This is a genomic window from Microbispora sp. GKU 823 (genome assembly GCF_002027145.1).
In the GTDB taxonomy this organism is placed as follows: Bacteria; Actinomycetota; Actinomycetes; order Streptosporangiales; family Streptosporangiaceae; genus Microbispora; species Microbispora siamensis.
In genome coordinates, this window is the sequence record NZ_MWJN01000216.1 from 1 (window position 1) to 3,669 (window position 3,669).

The 3,669-nt window shown below is 69.1% G+C and carries 5 protein-coding genes; 4 read left to right on the top strand and 1 reads right to left on the bottom strand.

Going from position 1 to position 3,669, the window contains the following annotated elements; all coding sequences use genetic code 11:
• Nucleotides 1-929 precede the first annotated feature (929 nt).
• The 3 genes from B1L11_RS55685 (at nt 930) to B1L11_RS49370 (ending at nt 3,258) form a co-directional block, all read left to right on the top strand.
• Nucleotides 930-1,955, top strand: coding sequence for an arabinofuranosidase catalytic domain-containing protein (locus tag B1L11_RS55685; protein WP_372974785.1), 1,026 nt, complete (start codon nt 930-932; stop codon nt 1,953-1,955).
• Nucleotides 1,943-2,476, top strand: coding sequence for an arabinofuranosidase catalytic domain-containing protein (locus tag B1L11_RS55690; protein ID WP_218671712.1), 534 nt, complete (start codon nt 1,943-1,945; stop codon nt 2,474-2,476). The genes B1L11_RS55685 and B1L11_RS55690 overlap by 13 nt, the downstream gene beginning before the upstream one ends.
• Nucleotides 2,477-2,610: 134 nt before the next feature.
• Entirely contained in the window at nt 2,611-3,258 is a 648-nt protein-coding gene (locus B1L11_RS49370; RefSeq protein ID WP_218671713.1) for a PHB depolymerase family esterase, read from the top strand.
• Nucleotides 3,259-3,274: 16 nt separating this feature from the next.
• Here the strand turns inward: B1L11_RS49370 and B1L11_RS49375 are convergent, their stop codons facing one another.
• Complete coding sequence (locus B1L11_RS49375; protein WP_218671714.1) at nt 3,275-3,502, bottom strand: hypothetical protein; 228 nt, start codon at nt 3,500-3,502, stop codon at nt 3,275-3,277.
• Nucleotides 3,503-3,506: 4 nt separating this feature from the next.
• On the opposite strand from B1L11_RS49375, the gene B1L11_RS49380 reads away from it, so the two are divergent.
• A partial coding sequence (locus B1L11_RS49380; RefSeq protein ID WP_256863439.1) for an RICIN domain-containing protein occupies nt 3,507-3,669 on the top strand: 163 nt, incomplete at its 3' end.

A 3,669-nucleotide genomic window follows, 5' to 3' on the forward strand; every position in this document is an offset into this window, starting at 1 on the left:
CCGCCGCCCACGCCGCCGCCACACACATCGACAACACACTCGACGACTACCGCAGAGAGATCCAGCAGCGCCTGTTCCGCTCGGCCGGCTGAGCGGTCCCGCCGGTGGGGCGTCTCCGTAGTCACTCCCACGTACGGAGACGAATCGTTTCGATGGTGTGATCATGGTTAGGTCGCGGACGGGCTGAAGGCACCGGTCCGCTCGAGGCGGTCTGTGAATCTTTCATTCGTGCGCGACCGGCAGGGGACCGCGAGCATCCCTGCTGAGAGCCGCGGCAGCGAGTTCATGCCCTTACGCGGGCCGGTAAGAAGGGGAAGGAGGTTCTTGACACGCGCGTCGCCCGTCGTATTTGCTTCGCTGCATCCCGCCACCCCCCAATCCGTCGGCAGGAAGGAACGAGTCAAGTCTCTGTCGATCTGTTAGCGCTAACAAAACCCGTAATCGCCGCCAGGAGGCAATAAGGGGCTGGGTTCCGTTGCCCGGTCGAGGCGAATCGGTTCGTGGACCTTTTGCGAGGAGGTTCGGAGCAGACGCTCGCCGATGCGGTGTGATGGTGATCCACCGACGTCGCGGCTCGCCGCGTACAACGGCGTGAGGCGCGCCGTCGGCGTTCCGGGCTGCAGCCGGGCTACTCACCCGCTGTCCGCGACCCCTTCCTCCTTCGTGCATGCGCCTTCGCGCGCGGATCGGGTCCGCGACCGGGACCCGACATCGCCTCGGTCTCCACGCTTCGGATGACGCCTTATCGGTACCGAGCGTAAGGATCGAGGAGCGGCCGGCTCCCGCGGCCCAGCCGTCCACTGCGGGCTGTTCCCACAGTGACCCGCCGCATGAATGGGACACGACCGCCTATCGCCGGCTCCGGCGAGGCTGCCCGGATTCAGCACGTGGCTGTCTCCGCCGTGCCTTCCCCCCAAGGAGTGAAAGCAATGGGTTCTTCATCCGCTGACCTGTCGGGCCATGCGGCTCGCGGACGGCGCTCACCGGCGGCCGTCGCGGCCTGCCTCGTGGCAGCGCTCGCGGCCCTCCTCGCCACCGCCCTGACATGGTCGGCACCGGCATCGGCGGCGATGGCGCCGCTGGTCGGCGCGTCCTCGGGGCGCTGCCTGGACGTGGCGGGCAACACCGATGCGCTGGGCGCCGCCCTGCAGATCTGGGACTGCAACGGCCAGGCCAACCAGGCGTTCGAGTTCACCTCGGCCGGTGAGCTGCGCACGTTCGGCGGCACGCGGTGCGTGGACGCGTACGGCCAGGGGACGTCGCCGGGCACGAAGGTGGTCATCTGGTCGTGCAACGGGCAGGCCAACCAGAAGTGGCGCCAGAACGCCGACGGGTCCATCACCGGGGTCCAGTCCGGTCTGTGCCTGGACGTGTACCAGGCGGCCACGGCCAACGGGACCGCGGTCGCCCTGTGGACCTGTAACGGGCAGAGCAACCAGAGGTGGACCGTCGCGGGAGGCGGGCCCACCACGTCACCGAGCCCGTCCACGTCGCCGAGCCCGCCGCCGCCCGGCTCGCGTCCGTGTGACATCTACGCCGCCGGTGGCACCCCGTGCGTGGCCGCCCACAGCACCACGCGGGCGCTCTACAACGCCTACAACGGCAACCTGTACCAGGTGCGGCGCTCCTCCGACAACACGACCAGGAACATCGGCGTCCTGACCGCGGGCGGCGTCGCCAACGCCGCGGCCCAGGACTCCTTCTGCGCCGGCACCACCTGCGTCGTCACCGTCGTGTACGACCAGTCCGGGCGCGGCAACGACCTGTGGTACCAGGGGTCGAGCGTGGTCCCCGGGTCCCCGCAGAGCAAGCCCGCGATCGCGACCACCGAGTCATTGTCCGTCGGCGGTAACAAGGCCTACTCGCTGTACATCAACCCCGGCAACAGCTACTGGCGGGACGGTCACCTGACCGGCGTGCGACCGGCACCGCGCCCGAGGGCATGTACATGGTGACCAGCGGCACCCACGTCAACAGCGGCTGCTGCTTCGACTACGGCAACAGCGAGACCACCCGCAAGGCCGACGCCGCCGGCGCCATGGACGCGATCTACTTCGGCACGAGCTGCTGGTTCGGCGGCTGCTCTGGATCGGGTCCCTGGGTGCAGGCCGACCTCGAATGGGGCCTCTACCCCGGTGGCAGTCAGTCGTGGAACCCCAACCAGAGGGCGTTCACCAGCAAGTTCGTCACCGCGACGCTGAAGAACAACGGCACCAGCCGGTTCGCGATCAAGGGCAGCAACGCGCAGTCCGGCAGTCTGTACACCCTTTACGACGGCGCGCTTCCCCCCGGCTACAGCCCCATGAAGAAGCAGGGCGCCATCGTCCTGGGCAGCGGCGGCGACTGCTGCAAGCCCGACGGCGGCGCCAACCTCAGCGCCGGCACCTTCTACGAAGGAGCCATGGTCGCGGGCTATCCCTCCGACGCCACCGAGAACGCGGTGCAGGCCGACGTCGTCGCCGCTGGCTACCGCTGACCCCCTAACCGCGCATGGAGTTGCGTATGTTGAGTCACAAATCCCTTTTCGCCGCAATCGCGGCGGCAGCACTTCTCGTTCTGGGCATAAGCGGTACGGCGCTCGGCGGAACGACGTCGGCCACGCACAGCGCCGTGGCCGCCGCGGCGACCGCCGGATGCGGCAAGGCCCCGACGCTGGCGAGCGGCGCGCACTCGATTGTGAGCAGCGGCCAGAACCGCAGCTACATCCTGCGGGTGCCCGCCAACTACGACAGCAACCGCCCCTACCGCCTGATCTTCGGGTTCCACTGGAACGGCGGTACCGCCAACGACGTCGACTCGGGCGGAACCGACGGGTACAACTGGTCGTACTACGGACTCAGGCGCCTGGCGGACGCCGCGAACAACGGCACGATCTTCGTCGCGCCCCAGGGCAACGGCAACGGCTGGGCCAACCCCGGCGGCCAGGACGTGACCTTCGTCGACGACATGCTCAGGCAGATCGAGGCCGGCCTGTGCGTCGACACCAGCCAGATCTTCTCCACGGGCTTCAGCTACGGCGGCGGTATGAGCTACGCGCTCGCCTGCGCCCGGGCGTCGGTCTTCCGCGCGGTCGTGGTCTACTCCGGCGCGCAGCTCAGCGGGTGCAACGGCGGCACCCAGCCCATCGCGTACATGGGGGTGCACGGCATCGGGGACCCGGTGCTCAACATCTCCACCGGGCGAGGGCTGCGTGACACGTTCGTGAGGAACAACGGCTGCACCGCGCAGAATCCGCCCGAGCCCAGGTCGGCAGCCTGACCCACATCGTCACCGCCTACTCGGGGTGCCGGGCCGGGTACCCGGTCGTGTGGGCGGCGTTCGACGGTGGCCACACCCCGGGCCCGATCGACGGGTGCACCTGTGACGGCTGGAGGACCTGGACCTCGGGCGAGGCGTGGAAGTTCCTGACGCAGTTCGACACGACCCCGCCGACCTCACCCTCTCCCTCGCCGACCGCCTCGCCGTCGCCGTCGTCGCCGTCGGGGAGCACGAGCGCGCTCAAGGGTGTGGGGTCCGGGCGGTGCCTGGACGTCAGCGGGGCGTCGCAGGCCAACGGCGCTCAGGTGCAGATCTGGGACTGCAACGGCCAGAACAACCAGCAGTGGACCTCCACCAGCGCCGGTGAGCTGCGCGTCTACGGCAACAAGTGCCTCGACGTCAACGGCGGCG

What these genes read in the sequence shown, in the direction of transcription:
- B1L11_RS55685 (WP_372974785.1), top strand. Translation starts at nt 930, where the DNA reads ATGGGTTCTTCATCCGCTGACCTGTCGGGCCATGCGGCTCGCGGACGG.
- B1L11_RS55690 (WP_218671712.1), top strand. Translation starts at nt 1,943, where the DNA reads ATGTACATGGTGACCAGCGGCACCCACGTCAACAGCGGCTGCTGCTTC.